Source organism: Pseudomonas sp. 02C 26, assembly GCF_002843585.1.
Taxonomy (GTDB): Bacteria; Pseudomonadota; Gammaproteobacteria; order Pseudomonadales; family Pseudomonadaceae; genus Aquipseudomonas; species Aquipseudomonas shirazensis.
Window position 1 is genome coordinate 1,672,444 of the sequence record NZ_CP025262.1, and the last position, 20,666, is coordinate 1,693,109.

18 protein-coding genes are annotated in these 20,666 nt (G+C 62.4%); 13 read left to right on the forward strand and 5 right to left on the reverse strand.

The features are described from left to right. The first annotated feature begins 88 nt into the window (after positions 1-88). On the forward strand, positions 89-1,708 hold the full coding sequence (locus CXQ80_RS07655; RefSeq protein ID WP_101318089.1) for a PvdJ/PvdD/PvdP-like protein: 1,620 nt from the start codon (positions 89-91) through the stop codon (positions 1,706-1,708). A gap of 33 nt (positions 1,709-1,741) precedes the next feature. On the opposite strand, the gene CXQ80_RS07660 is transcribed toward CXQ80_RS07655, so the two are convergent. From CXQ80_RS07660 to CXQ80_RS07670, 3 genes are read right to left on the reverse strand one after another with little or no spacing between them, the layout of a single operon-like run. Next, complete coding sequence (locus tag CXQ80_RS07660) at positions 1,742-3,145, reverse strand: efflux transporter outer membrane subunit (protein WP_101318091.1); 1,404 nt, start codon at positions 3,143-3,145, stop codon at positions 1,742-1,744. Between the two features lie 3 nt (positions 3,146-3,148). Further along, positions 3,149-5,110, reverse strand: a complete 1,962-nt coding sequence (locus CXQ80_RS07665; protein WP_101318094.1) for a MacB family efflux pump subunit — start codon at positions 5,108-5,110, stop codon at positions 3,149-3,151. Further along, complete coding sequence (locus CXQ80_RS07670; protein ID WP_101318096.1) at positions 5,111-6,289, reverse strand: efflux RND transporter periplasmic adaptor subunit; 1,179 nt, start codon at positions 6,287-6,289, stop codon at positions 5,111-5,113. 217 nt (positions 6,290-6,506) lie between these two features. Here CXQ80_RS07670 and CXQ80_RS07675 point away from each other — a divergent pair, with 217 nt between their 5' ends. From CXQ80_RS07675 to CXQ80_RS07685, 3 genes are all read left to right on the forward strand, one after another. Next, positions 6,507-6,983, forward strand: coding sequence for a sigma-70 family RNA polymerase sigma factor (locus CXQ80_RS07675; protein ID WP_101318098.1), 477 nt, complete (start codon positions 6,507-6,509; stop codon positions 6,981-6,983). Positions 6,984-7,138: 155 nt separating this feature from the next. Continuing rightward, entirely contained in the window at positions 7,139-7,618 is a 480-nt protein-coding gene (locus CXQ80_RS07680; RefSeq protein ID WP_101318100.1) for a response regulator, read from the forward strand. 68 nt (positions 7,619-7,686) lie between these two features. Next, positions 7,687-9,021: an MFS transporter gene (locus CXQ80_RS07685; RefSeq protein WP_101318102.1), complete on the forward strand. Its 1,335-nt coding sequence runs from the start codon at positions 7,687-7,689 to the stop codon at positions 9,019-9,021. An 804-nt stretch (positions 9,022-9,825) separates the two neighbouring features. Here the strand turns inward: CXQ80_RS07685 and CXQ80_RS07690 are convergent. Next, a complete protein-coding gene (locus CXQ80_RS07690; protein WP_101318104.1) occupies positions 9,826-11,490 on the reverse strand; it encodes an electron transfer flavoprotein-ubiquinone oxidoreductase in 1,665 nt (554 codons plus the stop codon). Between the two features lie 539 nt (positions 11,491-12,029). On the opposite strand from CXQ80_RS07690, the gene CXQ80_RS07695 reads away from it, so the two are divergent. The 9 genes from CXQ80_RS07695 (at position 12,030) to CXQ80_RS07735 (ending at position 18,972) form a co-directional block, all read left to right on the forward strand. Further along, the gene (locus CXQ80_RS07695; protein WP_101318106.1) at positions 12,030-12,779 is read left to right on the forward strand and encodes an electron transfer flavoprotein subunit beta/FixA family protein; all 750 of its coding nucleotides are present in this window, start codon (positions 12,030-12,032) and stop codon (positions 12,777-12,779) included. Beyond that, positions 12,780-13,709 carry an electron transfer flavoprotein subunit alpha/FixB family protein gene (locus tag CXQ80_RS07700; protein WP_101318108.1) on the forward strand — a complete coding sequence of 310 codons (930 nt, stop codon included), beginning with the start codon at positions 12,780-12,782 and terminating at the stop codon, positions 13,707-13,709. It abuts the gene before it with no gap. Positions 13,710-13,781: 72 nt separating this feature from the next. Beyond that, a complete protein-coding gene (locus tag CXQ80_RS07705) occupies positions 13,782-14,603 on the forward strand; it encodes an ABC transporter substrate-binding protein (protein ID WP_101318110.1) in 822 nt (273 codons plus the stop codon). Positions 14,604-14,613: 10 nt separating this feature from the next. Next, entirely contained in the window at positions 14,614-14,967 is a 354-nt protein-coding gene (locus CXQ80_RS07710) for a DUF4398 domain-containing protein (RefSeq protein WP_101318113.1), read from the forward strand. Further along, complete coding sequence (locus CXQ80_RS07715; RefSeq protein WP_101318115.1) at positions 14,964-15,773, forward strand: OmpA family protein; 810 nt, start codon at positions 14,964-14,966, stop codon at positions 15,771-15,773. Before CXQ80_RS07710 ends, CXQ80_RS07715 begins: the two co-directional genes overlap by 4 nt. A gap of 191 nt (positions 15,774-15,964) precedes the next feature. Beyond that, positions 15,965-17,407, forward strand: a complete 1,443-nt coding sequence (locus CXQ80_RS07720; RefSeq protein ID WP_101318118.1) for a PLP-dependent aminotransferase family protein — start codon at positions 15,965-15,967, stop codon at positions 17,405-17,407. 63 nt (positions 17,408-17,470) lie between these two features. Next, on the forward strand, positions 17,471-17,965 hold the full coding sequence (locus tag CXQ80_RS07725; protein ID WP_101322975.1) for a hypothetical protein: 495 nt from the start codon (positions 17,471-17,473) through the stop codon (positions 17,963-17,965). A 115-nt stretch (positions 17,966-18,080) separates the two neighbouring features. Next, positions 18,081-18,335, forward strand: coding sequence for a YkgJ family cysteine cluster protein (locus tag CXQ80_RS07730; protein WP_101318120.1), 255 nt, complete (start codon positions 18,081-18,083; stop codon positions 18,333-18,335). Positions 18,336-18,366: 31 nt separating this feature from the next. After that, the gene (locus tag CXQ80_RS07735; protein ID WP_101318122.1) at positions 18,367-18,972 is read left to right on the forward strand and encodes an START domain-containing protein; all 606 of its coding nucleotides are present in this window, start codon (positions 18,367-18,369) and stop codon (positions 18,970-18,972) included. A 66-nt stretch (positions 18,973-19,038) separates the two neighbouring features. Here the strand turns inward: CXQ80_RS07735 and gltA are convergent, their stop codons facing one another. Continuing rightward, positions 19,039-20,328 (reverse strand): citrate synthase, encoded by a 1,290-nt coding sequence (gene gltA / locus CXQ80_RS07740; RefSeq protein WP_101318124.1) that lies wholly within the window; start codon positions 20,326-20,328, stop codon positions 19,039-19,041. Between the last annotated feature and the right edge of the window lie 338 nt (positions 20,329-20,666).

The following is a 20,666-nucleotide window of genomic DNA, read 5'->3' on the forward strand; positions in this document are numbered from 1 at the left end:
CGCCTGGCCGAGCGTTAAATTCAACCTGTGGTTATCCGTTCTAGCTTGGACACCACCTGCAGCACCATCGCATTTGATCAGAGGCGCAATGACCATTTCTCGACGCGGCTTCATCGCTGGCCTGGCGCTGGCGGGGGCCACTGGCACGGCGGCTTACTACGCGCACAGGGAGCTGACCCACGACCCGGCCGACGACATCGTTACCCCCGGCGAAGCGACGGTGGAGCCTGCCGATTTCACCGGTCAGGTGCTCGCCGAGCAGATGCGCGGTGTTTGGGACCTGCGCTTCGAGGGCGTTGATGGCGGCCTCGAGGGCTTGCCACTCACGGGCGTGCAGGCGTTTATCGACGTCGCCACCAAGGGCCGTGGCCTGCGTGGTTTTGTCGATACCGGCGAGCAGTTGCGCGCTGACGGCGTGGCCGCCTACCGCATTCTCGGGGACCTGGTCGGGGCCAATTCGCGGCAGGTGCGCTGGCGTTTGATCAGCCTGCGCGGCGGCCCCGGCTACGAGTGCATCGCCAGCCTGGATGAGGTCTGGGGCGAGTTCGCCAATGCCGGCAACGCCAGCCTCAGTGGCCGCTTGCAACGGGTCGACCGCTCGCTGACCCTGCCGGTGCCGGACAGCCGCTTCGTTGCGATCAAACGCAGTTTCCCCGAAGCACGTGAGCGCCTGAGGTACAACGCGGCGATGCAGGCCTGGGTGATCAGCCCCGAACATCGCTTGTTCCATCAGCTCTGGCACGCCACCCGCGACCAGTGGCACAAGCTCCCCGAAGACAAGCGCAACGCCCTGCGTGGGCTCGGTTGGCAGCCCGGCCCACGTGAGCAGGAGCGCGATGCCCGCGGCCCGCGCAAGCACCGCAATGGCTCGGGTATCGACTTTCTGTTCATGCACCGGCACATGCTAGCGGCAGCGCGGCAGTTGCAGGACTTGCCCGCCTGGCAGCAGTTTCCGCTGCCGCAGCCCAACGTCGAGTTCGACCGTCAGGGCTTTGCCCGCTACCACGAAAACCACGACGGCTGCTGTGTGCCGCCCAGCTGGCAGGCGCCGGGCGACGAGCCGTATGGCCAGTGGGTTGCAGCGATCAAGGCCAGCGAAACGTTCTGCAGCAACTTCCAGGTGTGGGAGTCGCAGTATCAGGACCCGCAGTACCTGGCCAGGCTCAGCCTCGGCGAGCTTGGTTCGGAAATGGAAATGACCCTGCACGACTGGCTGCACATGTGCTGGGCCTCGGTCCCGCGCGACCCAAGCAACGGCGCTCCGGTGCCGTTTGCCCGCGATCCGAGCGACTTTGCTCCGCGCTGGTTCGGTGCCGACAACGATTTTCTTGGCGATCCGTTTTCATCCCACGTCAACCCGGTGTTCTGGGGCTTTCACGGCTGGATCGACGAGCGCATCGAGGACTGGTATCAGGCCCATGAGCGGCTGCACCCGGGTCAGGTGCGCCGGCTTGAGGTGAGCGGGGTGAAGTGGTTTGCGCCTGGACGCTTCGTCGAGGTCGGCGATCCGTGGCTGGGGCCGGACACCCACGGTTGCAGCAGCACGCCCGGCCTGCGCGTGGGCAAGTCGGTGGAGATGGACGTAGAGACCATGAAGCTGGCTCTGCGCATCACTTTTGGTGAAGACGACACGCTCGCCGGGTTGGTGCGCAAGGTGCCGCAGCGGCCTTGGTATGCGCGGCACTTGTCGCTGAAGAATATCGTCTGAAGCCGGCCTGGGGCCGCGGCCCCGGGCGCTCGCCTACTGCTCGACCTGCCAGCCACCGCCCAGGGCTTTGTAGAGCGCTACGCTGCCTTGCAGGCGGGCCAGACGCAGTTGCGCCTGCTGGTCCTGGGCCAGGTACAGCGTGCGCTGGGTTTCGAGCACGCTGAGCAGGGTTTCGGCGCCGGCGCTGTAGCGGCGTTGGGCGATATCGAAAGCCAGCCTGGCCTGGGTGAGTTCCTCATCCTGCCACTGGCGCTGACGGTCTATCCCGCTGATCGCGTTGAGCGCCTTTTCCACATCGGCAAAGCCGGCAACGATGCTGCTGCGGTAATTCTCCAGCAGTTCTTCCTGCTCGGCCGTGGCCAGGTCACGGGCCGCACTGAGGCGGCCGTTATTGAAGATTGGCCCGATCAGCCCGGCTGTCAGGGTGTAGTAGGGGCTGTCGAGGATGTCGGCGAAGGTGCGCGCGCCACTGCCCAGTTCGGCGCCCAGGGTCAGCCGCGGCAACAGTGCAGCGCGGGCGACCTGAACATTGGCACTGGCGGCGGCCAGGCGTGCTTCGGCGGCGGCGATGTCCGGGCGGCGGCCGAGCAGGTCGCTGGGCACACCACTGCCGATCTGCGGCCAGCGCACGGCGCTGATGCTGGCGCTGGTCTGCGGCAGGTTCTGCACCGGTTCGCCGAGCAGTGTGGCTAGCGTCACGCGGTTGTCTTGCCACTGTTGTTCGAGCAACGGCACTTGCCGTTCCTGAGCGGCGACCAGACTGCGCTGCTGGGCAAGCTCCAGACGGGTGGCAGACCCCGCACCCTGGCGCGCCTCGACCACGCCGAGCACATCGCGCGCGTTGGCCAGGTTGAGGCGGGCGATGCGCAGTTGCTCTTGCAGGGTCAGGCCACGCAGGTAGCTGTCGGCAACGGCGCTGGTCAGGGTCAGCTCGACGGTGTGCCGATCAAAGCGGCTGGCGTCGACCTCGCGCAGGGCGCTGTCGCGAGCGGCGCGCACACCGCCCCAGAAGTCCACCTCGTAGCTGGCGTTCAAGCGTGCATCGAAGGCGGTGCTGGTGCGCTCGCTGCTGCTGGCGTCGAGCTGGTCGTTACCCTCGCCACGCAGCAGCCGCTGGCGGCTGGCGTCGAGGCCGTATTGCAGGTCCGGCAGCAACGGCGCGCCGGCAATCACCGCTCGCGCCTGCGCCTGGCGTACCCGTGCGGCAGCGCCGGCCAGGTCGTGGCTGTTGAGCCGGGCGCGCTCGACCAGACCGTCCAGCTCGCTGCTGGCAAACGCCTGCCACCAGCGGGCATTTGGCAGCGGGTGGTTGTTAACCTCACTGCCGCCCTGCCAGGCCGACGGTGCCGGAAGGTTGGCCTCGGGGGCGGGCGCGGTGCTGCAGGCGGCGAGGGCAAGGCTCAGGGATAACAGGCTGATGCGGCTGGGCAAGGTCATGGATTATTCGCTGGTAAGGGCTTTGACCGGATCGAGGCGGGCGGCTTTGCGCGCCGGCATGAAGCCGAACACCACGCCTGTCACCACGGCGCAGGCGAAGGCGCCAAGAATGGCCGGCAGGGCGAAGGCTACGGCGATGTCGGCCAGCAGCAGGCCGCCGCCGATCGCCAGGGCGAGGACAATGCCGGTCACACCGCCGACCATCGACAGCATCACCGCCTCGCTGAGGAACTGGCGGAGGATGTCGCGCTGACGGGCGCCGGTGGCCATGCGGATGCCGATCTCGCGGGTGCGCTCGCGCACGGTCATGAGCATGATGTTCATCACGCCGATGCCGCCGACCAGCAGCGAGATCGCGGCGATGGCGCCGAGCATCAGCGACAGGCTGTTCTGCGTGCGTGCTTCGGCCTGAATCAGCGCCGCGTCGTTGGTCAGTTCGAAATCCTCCTTGCCCTGGTGGCGCTGGCGCATCAAACGCTCGATGGCTGCTTCGGTAGCGCTGACCTTGGCCGAATCGGCGGCGGCGATGATCACGTACTCGGGGTCGTGGCTGCCGAACAGGCGGATCGACGCTGCGGTGTAGGGCACCACGATGCGCTCGTCGCTGTCCTGATCGCCGGAACTGGCACCTTTGGCCGCGAGCATGCCGATTACCTGAAACGGCACATTGCCGATCAGCAGGTACTGGCCGATCGGATCGCTGCCCGGGGCGAGCAGCTTGTCGCGGACCTTCTGCCCGATCACCGCCACGGCGGCGCCGGAGCGCTCGTCGGCCTCGGTGAAGAAGCTGCCGGCCACCACCGGCCAGTTGAGAATGTGCGGGAACTGGATATTGTTGCCGCCGACATAGAACTGCTGATTGTTGTTGCCATGACGGACCATCAGCTCGCCGCCAATGACCGGCATGATCCGCTCGACCTGCGGCAGTTGCGCGACCGCGGCAACGTCATCGAGGCTGACGATGCCGCCCGGTTCGCGCAGGGTGGCGTGGCGCCCGCTCAGGTAGAGGATGTTCGAGCCAAACGCGGCCATCTGCGCCATGACCTGGCGCTTGCTGCCTTCGCCTACAGCGAGCATGACCACCACCGAGGCGACGCCGATGACGATGCCAAGCAAGGTCAGTGCGGTGCGAAAGCGGTTGATCCACATCACCCGCCAGGCGGCTTGCAAGGCTTCGACCAGTTCGCCTTTCCAGGCGCCGCGCTCGACGGCGCCCTGATCCAGACGCTGGCGCAGGTCATCAGCCTGCAGCCCTTGTATGACCGCAGGCGGCTGGCCAGCCGCCGAGTCGCTGACGATCTGCCCGTCACGAATCTCGATCACCCGCGCTGCTCTGGCCGCGACTTCGCGGTCGTGGGTGATCAGGATGATCACATGGCCCTGGCTGGCCAGTTCGTCGAGCAGGTTCATCACCTCGGCGCCGCTGTGGCTGTCCAGCGCACCGGTCGGCTCGTCGGCCAGGATGATATGGCCGCCGTTCATCAGGGCACGGGCAATCGATACGCGCTGCTGCTGGCCGCCCGACAACTGATGCGGACGGTTGCCGGTGCGGCTGGCCAGGCCCAGCCGGTCGAGCAGGGCGGCGGCGCGGGCATGGCGCTCGGCGGCCGCGGTCCCGGCGTAGATGGCCGGCATCTCGACGTTTTCCTGGGCTGAGCCAGACGGGATCAGGTGGTAGCCCTGGAAGACGAAACCGAACGCTTCGCGGCGCAGCCAGGCCAGCTCATCGCTGTCCAGTTCTGCAACGTTCTTGCCAGCGAAGTGGTAGCTGCCGGAGGAGGGCCGGTCGAGGCAGCCGAGGATGTTCATCAGGGTCGATTTGCCGGAACCGGAGGTGCCGACGATGGCGACGAATTCACCCGGATGAATGCTCAGGCTGACCCCGCGCAATACCTGCACTTCAGGGCTGTCGATACCGCCGTAGACTTTGCAGATGCCGTTCAGCTCGATCAGAGGCACAGACATTCAACCTCCGCTGGCGCTGGGCGCGCCGATGACCAGTTGCTCGCCTTCGGCGAGGCCGTCGAGGATCTGCACGCGCAGTCGATCACTGAGGCCGGTGCGGACCTCGCGCTGCTCGATCTTGCCGTCGCGCTTGACCACCTGCGCCAGGCGCAGGCCCTCGGCCTTGCCTTCGTCGAAGGCGGCCAATGGCGCGGTCAGGACCTGGCTGGCCTGGCCGGCGACGAAGAACACCTGGGTGGTCATCTCGGCCATCAGCGCGCCGTCGGGATTGTCGACATCCAGCAGTACCGTGTACTGCACCACCTGGCTGCCGGTGGTACCGGCGCTGGCGCTGGCCGGGCTGCCGCCACCCTGGCTGGTCTGATCCAACGGCTTGGGCGGGATCGGCAGGATCTGCCTTACCTGGCTGGTCCAGCGGCGCTTGCCGCCGGCGAGGGTGGTGAAGTAAGCGCTCATGCCCGGCTTGACCTTGCCGATGTCGGCTTCCGAGACCTGCGCCCAGACGGTCATCGGCGACAGCTTGGCGATGCGCAGGATCAGCGGGGTCTGCTGTTGGGCGTTGAGGGTCTGGCCCTCGCGCGCGTCCAGCGCCACCACCGTACCGTCCATTGGGGCAAAGATACGCGTGTAGCCAAGCTCGGCTTCATCACTGCGCAAGCTGGCCTGGGCCTGGCGGATCTGCGCCTGGTACATGTCGATGCGCGCCTGGGTGACCTTGAGCTGGGCGTCAGCGCTTTGCAGGTCTTCGGCACGGGTGGCGCCGGCGGCAGCCAGTGCACGTTGGCGCTGCTGTTGTTGCTGGGCTAGCTGGAATTGCGCGCGTTGCTCAGCCAGTTGCGCCTTGAGGTTGTCGATCGAATAACGCCCGGCATCGAGCCTGGCCTGTTGCGTCGAGGGGTCGATTTCGACCAGCAGCTGACCCTGGCGGATCGGGTCGCCGACTTCGACGTGCAGCTTGCGGATCTGCCCCGACGCCTGCGCCCCCACGTCGACGTAGCGGCGTGGCTGCAGGGTACCCAGCGCGGTGACGCTGCTTTCGATGTCGGCGCGGGTAACCGCGACGGTGCTGACTGGCGCGCCAGCCAAGGGCAAGCTGGCCCAGGCCAGTACGCTGCCCAGTGCCAGCAGGCCGAGGCCACCGAGCAAAACACGGTGGCGGGTGGTGGTTGAGCGACTCATGCGAACTTCCAGCCAGTGAGGTTGGCCACACGCTGCCAATCAGGGCGCGCACGGAGGTGCCAGATAGACGAAAGCGCTGTATCCGGATTTAGCCGGAAAAGGTGATCGCGTGCTTGTTGCTGAGAATAATTATAATTTGTAAGATCGCACTCTGATATCACTCAGTCCCGCGTCAATGCAGTGCAGATTGCCCAGCAGGGAGACGCCAGGTGCCGTTGTGGAACATTATTATCGCGAGTTGGTGAGCTTTCTTTGCGCGCGTCTGGGCAATCGTCAGGCCGCCGAAGACGTGGCTCACGACGCTTATCTGCGGGTGCTGGAGCGTACCGATACGCAGCAGATCGAGCATCCCCGCGCGTTCCTTTATCGCACTGCGCTCAACCTGGTGATTGACCGCCACCGCCGCCACCTGATCCGCCAGACCGAATCACTCGATGTGCTCGACAGCGATGAGCGCTGGCACAGCCCGGCGCCGTCGCAGAGCATGCAGCTTGGCCAGCGCCTGGCGCTGATGCAGCGCGCACTGGATGAACTCAGCGCGCCGTGTCGCGAGTGTTTTCTGCTGCGCAAGATCGACGGTCTGTCGCATCCGCAGATTGCCGAGCGTCTGGGTATTTCCCGCAGTCTGGTGGAAAAGCACATCGTCAATGCCATGAAGCACTGCCGCGTGCGCATGCGCCAGTGGGAATCGTGAACGGCGGCAGTGAAAATCCCCGTGCTGGCACCTTGATTTCTCGCGTTTTAGCGACGAGTATCAGTAAAGACCCCGCCTGGTAGTCACCGGGCATGCCTGAACTGGCGCAGTATGGTCATGGAGCGTGTGTCCTTACCTCTGCCCAGGTTCGATCGATGCCTCATAAATCCTTGCGCATCCTCATCGCCGACGAGCACCCGTCCCAGCGTTTGCAGCTGGAGAAGATGCTTAATGCCATGGGGTATTACCGGATCGCCCCGGTGGAAAACTTCGAAGACTTGCAGCGCCTGGTGCAGAGCGCGCTGCAGCCGTTCAATCTGTTGATTGGCAACATCGAGCTGGCTAGCCATGCCGGTGTTGATCTGGCGCGTTTCTGTCGGGTCAGTTCGCAGATTCAGCATGCCCTGCTGTATCACTCGCAGCGCCTGAAAGTGCCGGCGGTGCCGCAGACCGAGCGCAAGGCGGTGAGCATCAGCCTGCCGAAAGTGCCTGACAGCGAGGCGTTGGAGTCATTTATGGCAATCATCGACCTGCCGATGGTGGTCGGCCAGTTGCCGCTGCCGCCCGGGCTTTCCCCAGGCTCGGGCTATCCAAGACTGCGGCGCAACTTCGCCCAGACCGTGTTCAACCGCTAAGCCTGGATGCGCCTGATGGCCGCAGGGTTTGTTATTCTCTCGCCCTTTGCCGATCTGCGGACTCTGCCATGACAGCCATCGATAGCGCGCCTGCGCCGCGGTTTACCCGCGCCGACCACCGGACCCTGGGTCTGGCGGCGCTGGGCGGCGCGTTGGAAATCTACGATTTCATCATCTTCGTGTTCTTTGCCCTGACCCTCAGCCAGCTGTTTTTCCCGCCGGAAATGCCTGAGTGGCTGCGTTTGTTGCAGAGCTTCGGGATTTTTGTGACTGGTTACCTGGCGCGGCCGTTGGGCGGTATCTTGATGGCGCATTTTGCCGACCATCTGGGCCGCAAGCGGGTGTTCAGCCTGAGCATCCTGATGATGGCGCTGCCGTGCCTGCTGATCGGGGTGATGCCGACCTACGCCGACATCGGCTACGCCGCGCCGTTGATCCTATTGGCGCTGCGGATTCTCCAGGGCGCGGCAGTGGGCGGTGAAGTGCCCAGCGCCTGGACCTTCGTTGCCGAGCATGCGCCGGATGGCCGGCGCGGCTACGCATTGGGCTTTTTGCAGGCTGGATTGACCTTTGGTTATTTGCTCGGCGCGCTTACGGCTACTTTGCTGGCGCAGCTGTTTACCCCGCAGGAGATCCTTGATTACGCCTGGCGTTACCCGTTCTTGCTTGGCGGGGTGTTCGGCGTGATTGGGGTTTGGCTGCGCCGTTGGTTGAGTGAGACGCCGGTGTTTCTGGCGCTGCGTGAGCGGCGTGAGCAGCCGGTGGCGTTTCCGTTGCGCCAGGTGTTGCGCGAGCATCGGCGGGCGTTGCTGCCGGCGGCGCTGCTGACCTGTGTGCTGACTTCGGCGGTGGTGGTGTTGGTGGTGATCACGCCGACGGTGATGCAGCAGCGGTTTGGTATCAGTGCTGGGCATACCTTTGCCTTGAGCAGTGTCGGGATCGTGTTCTTGAATATTGGTTGCGTGCTGGCGGGGTTGCTGGTTGACCGCATCGGGGCGTGGCGGGCGTTGCTTGTTTATAGCCTGGCGCTGCCGGTGGGGATTGCCACGTTGTATGCGAGTCTGGTGGGGCAGTGGGGGATGATCTGGCCGGCCTATGCGCTGGCGGGGCTTTGCTGTGGGGTAGTGGGGGTGGTGCCTTCGGTGATGGTCGGGTTGTTTCCGGCGCAGATTCGGGTTTCCGGGATTTCCTTTACTTATAACGTGGCATATGCATTGTGGGCAAGTACTACGCCTTTGGCTTTGATCGCCTTGATGCCTTGGAGTCCTTGGGTTTGTGTGGGGTTCTGTTTGGTGATGGGGGTGGTTGGGGTGGTGACTGCGCTGTATTTTCAGGGGCGGGAGGCTTTGGTGTTTGTCTGTGAAGGTGCTGGGCTTTCTAAGGTGGATCTGTGTCGTGAATAGGTTGCGTAGCGGTCTGGGGGGCTTGCGGGCTTTGTGGGCTTATCCAATTGGTTTATGGGCAGTTCTGGCCCCTTTCGCCTTTACGGCGAGTCACTTTTTTGGCAAACGCCCCAAAAAAGTAACCAAAAAAGGGCTTGGCTCCACATCCGGCCCCTTCGCTGCGCTGCGGGGGTCCCTCGCTCCGGTCTTGCTCCCGGGCGGACCGCGCTGAACGGCCCATCCTGGGCCGCAGCGCTTGACGGGCATCCATGCCCGTCACCTCCCTCCGCAAGACCTGCGCTCGGCCTCCTGAGTCGCCGTGGATCAAGATCAAGAGCACGCCTCGCTGCGCTCGCGCAGAGCGGGTCAGTGTGGGTTTCGCGATGGTGTCTGGTCGTTAGATCGCCGGGGCTGCTTTGCAGCCCTTTCGCGACACAAGGCCGCTCCAGTGACCGCGACAATCTGCGCGGACGCGGTCGATGTAGGAGCGGCCTTGTGTCGCGAAAGGGTCGCGCAGCGGCCCCGGCAATCTCAAATCAAACAAAAATCAGGCAGCCGCAGCAGTCTCGCTCTGCGCCAGCGCAGCGAGGCGTGCACTTGATCTTGATCTGCTTTTGATCTTGATCTACTGCGACTTCAGGAGGCCGGAGTGAGGGAGCCCCGTAGCGCAGCGCAGGGGCCGTATGTAGGAGCAAGCTTTTTTTGGTTACTTTTTTGGGGCGTTTGCCAAAAAAAAAGACTCGCCGTAAGGGCGAAAGGGGCCGGACCTACCCATAAAGCAAACGGATAAGCCCCAGCCCCCAACCTCAAACCAACCCCAAAAAATCACATATTGGGATAGTTAGGCCCACCCGCACCCTCAGGCGTAACCCAGGTAATATTCTGCGCCGGATCCTTGATATCACACGTTTTGCAATGCACACAGTTCTGCGCATTGATCTGGAACCGCTTGGCGCCATCTTCCTGCGTAACCACCTCATACACCCCAGCCGGGCAATATCGCTGCGCCGGCTCGTCATACAACGGCAGGTTACTGGCAATCGGTACACTCGGATCAGCCAGCTTCAAGTGGCAAGGCTGCTCTTCTTCATGGTTGGTACTGGAGAGAAACACCGAACTCAGCTTGTCAAAGCTCAACTTGCCATCCGGCTTCGGATAATCGATCTTCTTCGAGTCTGCCGCCAGTTTCAGGCACGCATAATCAGGCTTGGTATCACGCAGGGTGAACGGCAGCTTGCCGGCAAACCAGTTCTGGTCGACATAGTTGAAGGCAGCACCAAACAGCGGCCCGAACTTGTGCATCGCCGGGCCAAAGTTACGGCTGGCAAACAACTCGTCATGCAGCCAGCTGGCCTTGAAGCCATCGACGTAGCTATTGAGCACATCACCGCCTTCACTCCCGGCCAGTAACGCAGCAGCCACCGCATCAGCGGCAAGCATGCCTGACTTCATCGCCGTATGGCTGCCCTTGATCTTGGCGAAGTTCAGCGTGCCCAGGTCGCAACCAATCAGTGCGCCGCCATTGAAGACCATCTTCGGCAGCGAGTTGAAGCCGCCCTTGGCGATTGCGCGGGCGCCGTAGCTGATGCGCTTGCCGCCTTCAAGGTACTGGCTGATAACCGGGTGATGCTTGAGACGCTGGAACTCATCGAACGGCGACAGGTACGGGTTGGAGTAGGACAGGTCGACGATAAGGCCAACCACCACCTGATTGTTCTCCAGGTGATAGAGGAACGAGCCACCGGTGTTCTCGTTGCTGACCACATCCAGCGGCCAGCCCGCGGTATGCACCACCAGGCCTTGCTCGTGCTTGCTCGGGTCGATCTCCCAGATCTCTTTGATGCCGATGCCGTAGTGCTGCACATCCGACTCGCTGTCGAGATTGAAGCGTTTGATCAGCTGCTTGCCGATGTGCCCGCGGCAGCCTTCGGCGAACAGGGTGTACTTGGCACGCAGTTCCATGCCTGGGGTGTACAGGCCATCTTTCGGCTTGCCTTCGCGGTCGACGCCGAGGTCGCCGGTGAGGATGCCGCGGACAACGCCGTTGTCATCGATCAGCGCTTCCTGAGCGGCAAAACCTGGATAAACCTCGACGCCGAGGTTTTCCGCCTGCTGGGCCAGCCAGCGGCACAGATTGCCCAGCGAGATGATGTAGTTGCCCTGGTTGTGCATGGTCTTGGGCACGAACAGGTCAGGCACCTTGGTCGAGCTGCCGGCATCTTTGAGGACATAGATGTCATCGCGTTTGACCGCGGTGTTGAGCGGGGCGCCGAGCGCTTTCCAGTCAGGGAACAGCTCGTCCAGCGCGCGCGGTTCGAACACCGCGCCAGAGAGGATGTGAGCGCCGACTTCGGAGCCTTTCTCGACCACGCAGACGCTGATCTCGCTACCGGCTTCGGCGGCCTTCTGCTTCAGACGGCAGGCGGCGGACAGGCCTGCCGGCCCGGCGCCGACAATGACCACGTCGAATTCCATGTATTCGCGTTCCACTGGTTCTCTCCTACTCAAGGCTCATCGCTGTTTCTTGTCGGGGGACGGGCAGTCACCGGTAGCTATCTAGGCTGTAGCTTTACCGAACACGGACTACACCGCTGGGTCATGCCGCGCATTATATCTACACCACTCCAACGGTCCAATACAAACGTTTGTTTGAATTTGCCGCAGACCAGTAAAATCACAGGGAGGCGGCTGGAGGCTGGCCGATTTGCCGTATTGACCAGGCTGGGTGTTACGGTCAAGATACGAGCGGTTTTACGCTCGCCGTAGGCTGATCGATGGGCGCAGGAGCACCCCTAAAGACCAGGTGTAGAGCAGGGTTTTCGGGCTGAAAGCCGTCATGTAGTGGAGTTTACACGCCACCACAGAAAATGACCCGCAGGTTCTACCTCGGCAGTCGCTACAGGACTTATCAGTCACAGTGAATAATCCTCTGGCCGATACGTTTTTAGAGGTGCCCTTGTACCCACGCGCAATCGCCGGGCCTTTGTCCCCAGGCGAGTTTCTTTTCACCGGAGAGTAACGAGGAATCCATGAAGGTTCTTGTAGCTGTCAAACGAGTGGTCGACTACAACGTCAAGGTTCGCGTCAAAGCGGATAACTCCGGCGTCGACCTTGCAAACGTCAAGATGTCCATGAACCCCTTCTGCGAAATCGCGGTGGAAGAAGCCGTACGCCTGAAAGAAAAGGGCATTGCGACCGAGATCATCGCCGTTGCAGTCGGCCCGACCGCTGCCCAGGAGCAACTGCGCACCGCGCTGGCCCTCGGCGCTGACCGTGCCATCCTGGTCGAGACCAGTGATGAACTGAACTCGCTGGCCGTGGCCAAGGTGCTCAAGGCGCTGGTGGACAAGGAGCAGCCGCAACTGGTGATCCTCGGCAAACAGGCGATCGACAGCGACAACAATCAGACCGGGCAGATGCTCGCGGCGCTGACTGGCTACGCCCAGGGCACCTTCGCCTCCAAGGTTGAGGTGGCCGGTGACAAGCTCAATGTCACCCGTGAAATCGATGGCGGCCTGCAGACTGTATCGCTGAACCTGCCGGCGATCGTCACTACCGACCTGCGCCTGAACGAGCCGCGCTATGCGTCGCTGCCGAACATCATGAAGGCCAAGAAGAAGCCACTGGAGACTGTTACTCCGGACGCGCTGGGCGTTTCTACCGCCTCCACTGTGAAGACCGTAAAAGTCGAAGCGCCGGCTGCACGCAGCGCGGGTATCAAGGTCAAGTCGGTGGCTGAACTGGTCGAGAAATTGAAGAACGAGGCGAAGGTAATCTAAATGACTATCCTGGTTATCGCTGAACACGAGAACGGCGCTGTTGCCCCGGCCACCCTCAACACCGTTGCTGCTGCCGCCAAGATTGGTGGTGAAGTCCACGTACTGGTCGCCGGCGCCAACGTTGGTGCTGTCGCCGAAGCCGCAGCCAAGATCGCTGGCGTGGCCAAGGTGCTGGTAGCCGACAACGCCGCCTATGCCCACCTGCTGCCGGAAAACGTCGCGCCGTTGCTGGCCGAGCTGGGCAAGGGTTACAGCCACGTGCTGGCTCCGGCCACCACCAACGGCAAGAACATCCTGCCGCGGGTTGCTGCACTGCTGGACGTCGACCAGATCTCCGAGATCATCGCGGTCGAGTCTGCCGACACCTTCAAGCGCCCGATCTATGCTGGTAACGCCATTGCCACCGTGCAATCGAGCGCGGCCGTCAAGGTCATCACCGTGCGTACCACCGGCTTCGATCCGGTTGCTGCCGAAGGTGGTTCGGCCACTGTCGAAGCCGTCAGCGCTGCCCACGATGCCGGCAAGTCGGCGTTCGTTGGCGAAGAGCTGGCCAAGTCGGACCGTCCCGAGCTGACTGCTGCCAAGATCGTCGTTTCCGGCGGCCGCGGCATGGGTAACGGTGACAACTTCAAGCACCTGTACACCCTGGCCGACAAGCTCGGCGCCGCCGTTGGTGCATCCCGCGCTGCGGTAGACGCAGGCTTTGTGCCGAACGACATGCAGGTCGGTCAGACCGGCAAGATCGTCGCGCCGCAGCTGTACATCGCCGTCGGTATTTCCGGCGCGATCCAGCACCTGGCCGGTATGAAAGACTCCAAAGTGATCGTTGCGATCAACAAGGATGAAGAGGCGCCGATCTTCCAGGTAGCTGATTACGGCCTGGTCGCGGACCTGTTCGAAGCAGTTCCGGAGCTGGAAAAGCTGGTCTGATCCGCCTGCTTCACTTATAAAGAAGCCCGGCCCTCGACATGAGGGCCGGGCTTTTTTCATAAGGAGTGGTGGATGAATTTTCGCAGAACGGGCAGGGCGCTGGTCTGCCTGGCCGCGCTGATGTCGCCTGCGGTCATGGCGGCCGGCAAGTGCGAGCGCCTGGTCGCCACCGGCAGCCCGGATGCGCCGCCTTATTCATGGCAGGACCCGCAAGACCCGCGGCACCTGATCGGGGCCAACGTCGACCTGCTGCGCCAGGTGGCGACCGAGCTTGGCCTGAAGCTTGAAGTGCTGCACGCCGGCCGCCGCGATCAAGCGCTGGAAGAGGTGCGCAGCGGGCGTATGGACCTGTTGCTCGATACGCCCATGCAGGTAACCCAACTGGATGCCCTGGATTACATCCACCCTGCGCTGCAGCTCAATGAATACCTGGTCTGGACCCGGCATGACGGCGCCGTGGTGTTCGACGGGCCGGCTGATCTGGCTCGCTACCAGGGCACTTTGTCCGAGCGGGCGCGGCTGACCCCGGCCTTCGAGGCCTTTGCCAAGGCGCAGCTCAAGCTGGTGCCGGCGCAGAACCTGACTCAGGCGTTCCAGAAGCTGGTGCTCGGTCAGGTTGATTATGTGCTGGCCGGACGCTACTCGGGCATGGCCATGGTCCAGGGCCTGGGCATGGCCAATGACCTGATCGCCCGTGGCCTGCCGGTGGACCGCCCCGGGCTGTACCTGGCGGTGTCGCACAACTCGGCCTGCAATGACGCCTGGTTGCGCGGACAACTGGCAAAAAAACTGACAGAATTGCCGATCTCCGGTGCATCCGAAACGGTGCTGCAACGTAACGTCGAACGCTGGAAGGCGCAGATGTTGGTGCCCCAGGATGCCCCCAAACAGTAGGAAGACCGTGTTGAGAATCCAACCCTTGATGCTGGCCCTGGCCATCACCAGCCTGGCTGGCTGTGCCAATGATCCGGCGCCCACTGAACAACTGCGGCTGTCCGAGCAGGCGCTGGAGCAGGCCAAGGCCGTCGGTGCCACCGATCAGGTCGAAGCGCTGAAGCTGGCAGACGAAAAACTGACTCGCGCCAAAGCCAATCTGCTCAGCCAGGACAATCGCGATGCACGCATGCGCGCCGAGCAGGCCGAACTGGATGCGCGCCTGGCCGAGGCACAGGTATTGACGCTCAAGAGCGAAGAGCAGTTGACCGTGCTGCAGTCGCGCGTCAAGCGCTTGCGTAAGCAATTGGAGGCGCAGCCATGAATCGCACTACGCCAATCGCGGCGCTGGCATTGCTGGCGCTGGTCGGTCTGCAGGGCTGTGCCAGCCAGCGCAGCGAGTCGGCCCTGGAGGACGCCAGCGCAGCGTTCCAGAAGGTCAAGGATGACTCCAACGTGCTGCGCAGTGCGCCACGCGACGTGATCCGCGCCGGCGAGTCGCTTGCCAAGGCCGAGCGCTTGTCCAGCTACATCGGCACCGGTGCCGATGTGCGCCACTACGCTTATCTGAGCCAGCGCTACAGCGAGATCGCTGCCGAGCACGCCAAGCTGTCGTTGAATCAGGAGCGCATCGCCAAGCTTGATCTGGAGCGTCAGCGCCTGCAATTGGCGCTACGTGAGGCCAAGCTGGCCAGTGTGCAGCAGCAAGGCAAGTGGGTCGAAGCGCAGATCAGCGCGCTGGCCTCCGAGCAGAGCGAACGCGGCCTGGTGATGACCCTCGGCGATGTGCTGTTCGACACAGGTCGGGCTGATCTGAAGAATTCGGCAAGTCGCACCGTGCTCAAGCTGGTGCAGTTTCTCCAGCTCAATCCGCGCCGTGTGATCCGCATCGAGGGTTACACCGACAGCACTGGTACGCCGGAAGACAACCTCAAACTGTCGCGTGATCGTGCACAGGCCGTGGCCGATATGCTGGTCGATCTGGGTATCGACGAGAAGCGTATTCAGGTCGAGGGTTACGGCGACCAGTACCCGATCGACGTCAATGCTTCGGAGCGGGGCAGGGCGCAGAACCGCCGAGTCGAGATCGTTTTCTCGGACGACAAGGGCAAACTCGCCGCGCCACGCTGACGGATGCTGCTCGCGGGGCCGTTGTATGGCCCGTGAGCTGGCGTGGATAAACCCTGAAAGGGTGCTGGTCACGTAACTGTAATGTCGACTATTCTGCAATCTGTCCCCGTACACTTTGCAACTGTTCCGGTATTCTGCCTGTCAGTGAGTCGCATAAAAACAACGACCCGTACGCGCTTCGAGAATCCGTCATGACCAACCTGCTGCTGTACCAGCGCATCGCCCAGCAACTGGCTGAGGACATCCGTCGCGGTGTCTACCAGCCCGGTGAGCGAGTACCGTCGGTGCGCAAGATGAGCGCGCAGCTCAATGTCAGCCACGCGACCGTGCTTCAGGCCTACGCCAACCTGGAAGACCAGGGGCTGATCCGCGCACGGCCGCAGTCCGGCTACTACGTGCACCAGACGCCAGCGCTGACTGCGCAGACGCCGGACATCGCCCGCGTCGAGCGGCCTGGCCTGGTCACCCGCGCGACCATCATCCAGCAGGTACTGACCGAGGCGCGTCGGGATGGCGTGTTCCCGTTCGGCGCTGCCGTGCCGCATGTCGACTATCTGCCGGTACGAGCGCTACACCAGCAATTGGCCAAGGTCACCCGTTTTCATAGCCCGCGCGCGTTCAGTTACATGTTCAGCCCGGGCTTCGAGCCACTGCGTCGACAGATAGCCATTCGCATGCGTGATGCCGGTGTGTTGGTCGACCCGAGTGAGATCATCGTGACCCATGGCTGTGTCGATGCGCTGCAGATGTCGCTGCGCGTGCTGACCCGGCCGGGCGACCTGATCGCAGCCGAGTCGCCGACCTATTACGGCCTGCTGCAACTGGCTGATCTGCTTGGGCTGAAAGTCATCGAGATCCCCAGCGACCCTGCCAACGGCATCAGCCTTGAGGCATTGCAGCTGGCGGCCAATCAGTGGTCGATCAAGGCGCTGGTACTGACTGCGCGATTGAGCAACCCGCTTGGCGGCACCATCCCGGAAGAGCGCCAGAAGCAGCTGCTGCGGCTGGCGTCGGACTTCGACATCCAGATCGTCGAGGATGATATCTACGGCGAGCTGATGTTCGAACAGGGCCGCACCAAGGCACTCAAGGCCTACGACCGGCTGGATCGGGTGATCTACTGCTCGAGCTTTTCCAAGACCTTATCGCCCGGCGTACGGGTGGGCTGGATGATTGCCGGCCGTTATCAGGCCGAGATCCAGCGCTTGCAGACTTTCACTACCCACTCGGCTTGCAGCGTGACTCAGATGGGGGTGTCGGCGTACCTGGAAAACGGCGGCTATGATCGCCACCTGCGCTTTATCCGCCAGGAATACCGCAAGAACCTCAGTGCGTATCAGTTGGCGGTGCAGCAGCACTTCCCTGAGGGCACGCAAATGACCCGGCCAACCGGCGGTTTCATCCTTTGGGTGAGTTTGCCTGGGCGGGTCAACACCCAGGAGTTGCATGTGCGTGCGCTGGAGCAGGGCATCAGTATCGCGCCAGGGTTGATCTTCAGTAATACCGAGCAGTTCAACCACTGTATTCGGCTCAATTGCGGTATCCCGTGGAACAAGGAAGCCGAGCGCGCCGTGATCACCCTTGGCCTGCTGGCCCATCAATTGTGCAAAGACTCGGCCAGTTCACTGTTCTAGTCTTGCCAGATTCAGGCGGAACCGCCAGCATAGTCCTGTCATTCAGCGGTGTTTATGGAGTTCATGAAAGCGCTTCGCTGTTTTGCCCTGTTGTTTTGCCTGGCTCCGCTGTGTTTCTCCAGCGGTGCGCTGCAGGCTGCGTCCACAGCGCCCGTCGCTGCCCCGGCCAAGGCGGTCACGGCCAGCAAGACCACCGCTGGCAAAGCGAGCACGCCCCCGGCAAAGGCTGCGGTACGCAAGAAGGCCAAGGTCAAGCCTGTGGCGAGAAACAAGCGCAAGGCAGTCAGCAAGGCTGTGGCCAAACCGGTACCCAAGACCAAGCTCGACCTCAGCTTGCCTACGCACCTGGTCGACAAGCTGGAGCCGGAGGTGAATACCTTGTCGTCGCAACGGCGCAAGCCTCTGCTGCCGTCGATGTTCCCGGAGAACCCGCCGGCGGATGACAGCCCATTTCAGCTCAACGGGCGCTTGATCAACAACGAGATGCAGCTGCAGTTGCGCAATGACAGCCGGCGTGAAGTCGAAGGTGCTGCCATCGATTTTCAATTCCGCCAGTAACTGCAACTGACTGCCGGGTCACGGCAGATTTCATCTGGCCAGCAATTTCAAACGAATGTTTGAGTCGTTACTATCAGGGACGTTCGTCCCGTTTTGTTTCAGGAGTCTAGACTTGATGAAATGCCGAGAGGGTTGCGGTGCATGCTGCATCGCCCCTTCGATCAGCTCGCCCATGCCGCGCATGCCACATGGCAAGCCGGCCGGTGAGCGCTGCCTGCACCTGACGCCGAGCAATCTCTGTGAGCTTTTCGGCAGGCCGGAGCGCCCCGCAGTGTGTGGTGGCTTCAAGGCCGATGTCGAGGTGTGTGGCAGTGACAGTGACGAGGCAATCAGGCTTCTTGGCTGGCTGGAGCAGATGACGGCGGCGTGACACGGTATCTTCGACAACAAGGATAAGCATGATGAGATCGTTCAAGCGTATTGCACTGCTGTGTGGCATGGGTGTGTTGTTGGCTCCGGCCGCCTGGGCAGAAAACTGGCAGGTGGCCAAGGACAAGGACGGCATCACCGTGTCGCTCAGCGAGGTGGCAGGGTCGCAGTACAAGGCCTACCGCGGCGTAACGGTGATCAAGGCACCGCTGGCCAAGGTCAAGGCGCTACAGGAAGACGTTGCCGGGGCCTGTGCCTGGATCCATGAGTGCGAGTCGCAGAAGCTGCTCAAGCATGAGGGTGATCAAACCTGGACTTACAGCCGTTTCAATACGCCGCCGCTGGTTACCCCGCGCGACTCGGTGATGCTGGTTACCACCACTCAGCAAGCGGACGGCAGCCTGCTGCGCACGCTGGAAGAAAAGCCCGATTATCTGCCGGCAGAAAAGGGTTTTGTGCGGGTGGCCAAGGTTGAAGGCTTCTGGAAGCTGGTGCCCAAGGGTGACAGTACTGAAGTGACCTATCAGGTGCACACCGAGCCAGGTGGCAGCGTGCCGTCCTGGCTCGCCAACAAATTCGTCGTGGATGCACCGTTCAATACCCTGCAGGCGCTGCGCGAGCGCGCCGAGAAGCCCTGATCGGCAAATGCAAAAGGCTGCCCGAGGGCAGCCTTTTTTACGCATTCAGCATCAAACCAGCGATGCTTACTTGCGATCCGTCAGGTTGACGATATCGCGCTGCGGCTCACCGGTGTACAGCTGGCGTGGACGGCCAATCTTGTACGGGCTGGAGAGCATTTCTTTCCAGTGCGAGATCCAGCCGACAGTACGTGCCAGGGCAAAGATCACGGTGAACATGCTGGTCGGAATGCCGATCGCCTTGAGGATGATCCCCGAGTAGAAGTCGACGTTCGGATACAGCGAGCGCTCGATGAAGTACGGATCGGTCAGAGCGATCTCTTCAAGGCGCATGGCCAATTGCAGTTGCGGGTCGTCCTTGATGCCCAGCTCGCGCAGGACTTCGTCGCAGGTCTGCTTCATCACGGTGGCGCGCGGGTCACGGTTCTTGTAGACGCGGTGACCGAAGCCCATCAACTTGAACGGATCGTTCTTGTCCTTGGCCTTGGCGATGAAGGTGTCGATGTTGGAAACATCGCCGATTTCATCGAGCATGGTCAGTACGGCTTCGTTGGCGCCGCCGTGAGCCGGGCCCCACAGTGCGGCGATGCCGGCTGCGATACAGGCGAACGGGTTGGCACCCGACGAGCCGGCCAGACGTACGGTGGAGGTCGAAGCGTTCTGCTCGTGGTCGGCGTGGAGGATGAAGATCCGGTCCATCGCCTTGGCCAGCACCGGGCTGATCGGTTTGATCTCGCACGGGGTGTTGAACATCATGTGCAGGAAGTTTTCCGCGTACGACAGGTCGTTGCGCGGGTACATCATCGGCTGGCCCATGGAGTACTTGTAAACCATCGCGGCCAGGGTCGGCATTTTTGCGACCAGGCGCACCGCGGAAATTTCGCGGTGTTGCGGGTTATTGATATCCAGGGAGTCGTGGTAGAACGCCGAGAGGGCGCCGACCACACCGCACATCACCGCCATCGGGTGAGCGTCGCGGCGGAAACCGTTGAAGAACGACTTCAGCTGCTCGTGAACCATGGTGTGGTTCTTGACGGTGCTGACGAACTGCGCCTTCTGCTCGGCATTCGGCAGTTCGCCGTTGAGCAGCAGGTAGCAGGTTTCGAGGTAGTCCGATTGCTCGGCGAGCTGCTCGATCGGGTAGCCGCGGTGCAGCAGGATGCCCTTGTCGCCGTCAATGTAGGTGATCTTCGACTCGCACGAGGCAGTCGCCATGAAACCTGGGTCGAAGGTGAAGTGACCAGAAGCCCCCAACCCGCGGACGTCGATTACATCGGGACCAACGGTGCCGGTTAAAATGGGCAGCTCGACGGGGGCTGCGCCCTCGATGACCAACTGCGCTTTTTTGTCAGCCATGTGGCCTCCTATTAATGCTTGAAATCATCAGACAGACCCCCCACGCAGGGCCCGCACCACTATAGAGGGATAAATTCAGATGTCAATTTGCCTAAAGGTGGGTTGAATCACCCCCTAAGGCCTGATTTTTCAAGAAATTGGCGCCCGTTTACGCCTTTTGTTCGCTAAAGGCAATGCGCTATTTGGGCTAGCCCATCACGTTGTCATAAGCAGCCTAACTGTCTATACTCGGCAGCCGACCGCCAAGGGCTTGCAAGCCCGATTGCTGGGGGTCGCCGTTCTCTGGGTGGTGGGTACCTGACCAGTACACTTACCAACAACTTTGCCCTGTTAGCTTG

Excerpts from the sequence above, each read along its gene's own strand:
- CXQ80_RS07655 (WP_101318089.1), top strand. The coding sequence starts at position 89 with ATGACCATTTCTCGACGCGGCTTCATCGCTGGCCTGGCGCTGGCGGGG.
- CXQ80_RS07660 (WP_101318091.1), bottom strand. The coding sequence starts at position 3,145 with ATGACCTTGCCCAGCCGCATCAGCCTGTTATCCCTGAGCCTTGCCCTC.
- CXQ80_RS07665 (WP_101318094.1), bottom strand. The coding sequence starts at position 5,110 with ATGTCTGTGCCTCTGATCGAGCTGAACGGCATCTGCAAAGTCTACGGC.
- CXQ80_RS07670 (WP_101318096.1), bottom strand. The coding sequence starts at position 6,289 with ATGAGTCGCTCAACCACCACCCGCCACCGTGTTTTGCTCGGTGGCCTC.
- CXQ80_RS07680 (WP_101318100.1), top strand. The coding sequence starts at position 7,139 with ATGCCTCATAAATCCTTGCGCATCCTCATCGCCGACGAGCACCCGTCC.
- CXQ80_RS07685 (WP_101318102.1), top strand. The coding sequence starts at position 7,687 with ATGACAGCCATCGATAGCGCGCCTGCGCCGCGGTTTACCCGCGCCGAC.
- CXQ80_RS07695 (WP_101318106.1), top strand. The coding sequence starts at position 12,030 with ATGAAGGTTCTTGTAGCTGTCAAACGAGTGGTCGACTACAACGTCAAG.
- CXQ80_RS07700 (WP_101318108.1), top strand. The coding sequence starts at position 12,780 with ATGACTATCCTGGTTATCGCTGAACACGAGAACGGCGCTGTTGCCCCG.
- CXQ80_RS07705 (WP_101318110.1), top strand. The coding sequence starts at position 13,782 with ATGAATTTTCGCAGAACGGGCAGGGCGCTGGTCTGCCTGGCCGCGCTG.
- CXQ80_RS07715 (WP_101318115.1), top strand. The coding sequence starts at position 14,964 with ATGAATCGCACTACGCCAATCGCGGCGCTGGCATTGCTGGCGCTGGTC.
- CXQ80_RS07720 (WP_101318118.1), top strand. The coding sequence starts at position 15,965 with ATGACCAACCTGCTGCTGTACCAGCGCATCGCCCAGCAACTGGCTGAG.
- CXQ80_RS07725 (WP_101322975.1), top strand. The coding sequence starts at position 17,471 with ATGAAAGCGCTTCGCTGTTTTGCCCTGTTGTTTTGCCTGGCTCCGCTG.
- CXQ80_RS07730 (WP_101318120.1), top strand. The coding sequence starts at position 18,081 with ATGAAATGCCGAGAGGGTTGCGGTGCATGCTGCATCGCCCCTTCGATC.
- CXQ80_RS07735 (WP_101318122.1), top strand. The coding sequence starts at position 18,367 with ATGAGATCGTTCAAGCGTATTGCACTGCTGTGTGGCATGGGTGTGTTG.
- gltA (WP_101318124.1), bottom strand. The coding sequence starts at position 20,328 with ATGGCTGACAAAAAAGCGCAGTTGGTCATCGAGGGCGCAGCCCCCGTC.